Raw genomic sequence first — 612 nt, 5'->3', positions numbered from 1 at the left:
CTTGTCGTTCTCGGTGAGGAGGTCCTCGTCCTTCTGCGCGTGCGTGAAGACTTCCTCCTCGCCCGTCGCGTCTTCAATCCGCACCTCGTTGAAGCCGTTGCTGCCCAGGCTGGAGGCGCTCTTGCGCGTCGACTTCGTCTTCTCGTCCGGCAGCGGATAGGGCACCGCGTTGGCGCCGTTGTAGACGGCCCCCGCCACCAGCGGCCGGTCCGGGTCTCCCTCCAGGAAGCGCACCACCACCTCCTGGCCGATGCGCGGCAGCCACACGTCGCCCCACGCCGGGCCGCCCCACGGCTGGCCCACGCGCACCCAGCACGACGACTTCTCGTCGTTCTTGCCCTCGCGGTCCCAGTGGAACTGCACCTTGATGCGCCCGTGCGCGTCGGTGTGGATTTCCTCGCCCGAAGGGCCCACCACCACCGCCGTCTGCGGGCCGGCGATTTGCGGCTGCGGCGTCTGGCGACGCGGCCGGAAGGGCACCGCCTTGGGCAAGAGCTGGAACTGGTTGCGATACAGGCCCTGCAGGCTCTCGCTGCCGCTGGAGACGTCCGGCTGCACGCCCGAGTGCACCACCTCGGTGATGACGTACTCGCCCGCGAAGGTGCCGTCCTC

Annotated in this window: 1 protein-coding gene; it reads right to left on the bottom strand. The window is 69.6% G+C overall.

Going from position 1 to position 612, the window contains the following annotated elements; translation table 11 throughout:
* Window positions 1–612: type VI secretion system tip protein TssI/VgrG (gene tssI, locus HG543_RS54035; RefSeq protein ID WP_169352721.1), on the bottom strand; the 612-nt coding region annotated here is incomplete at both ends.

This window comes from Pyxidicoccus fallax (assembly GCF_012933655.1).
Taxonomy (GTDB): Bacteria; Myxococcota; Myxococcia; order Myxococcales; family Myxococcaceae; genus Myxococcus; species Myxococcus fallax.
Note: the sequence above shows the minus strand (reverse complement) of the source record. Positions and strands in the feature narration are given on the sequence as shown.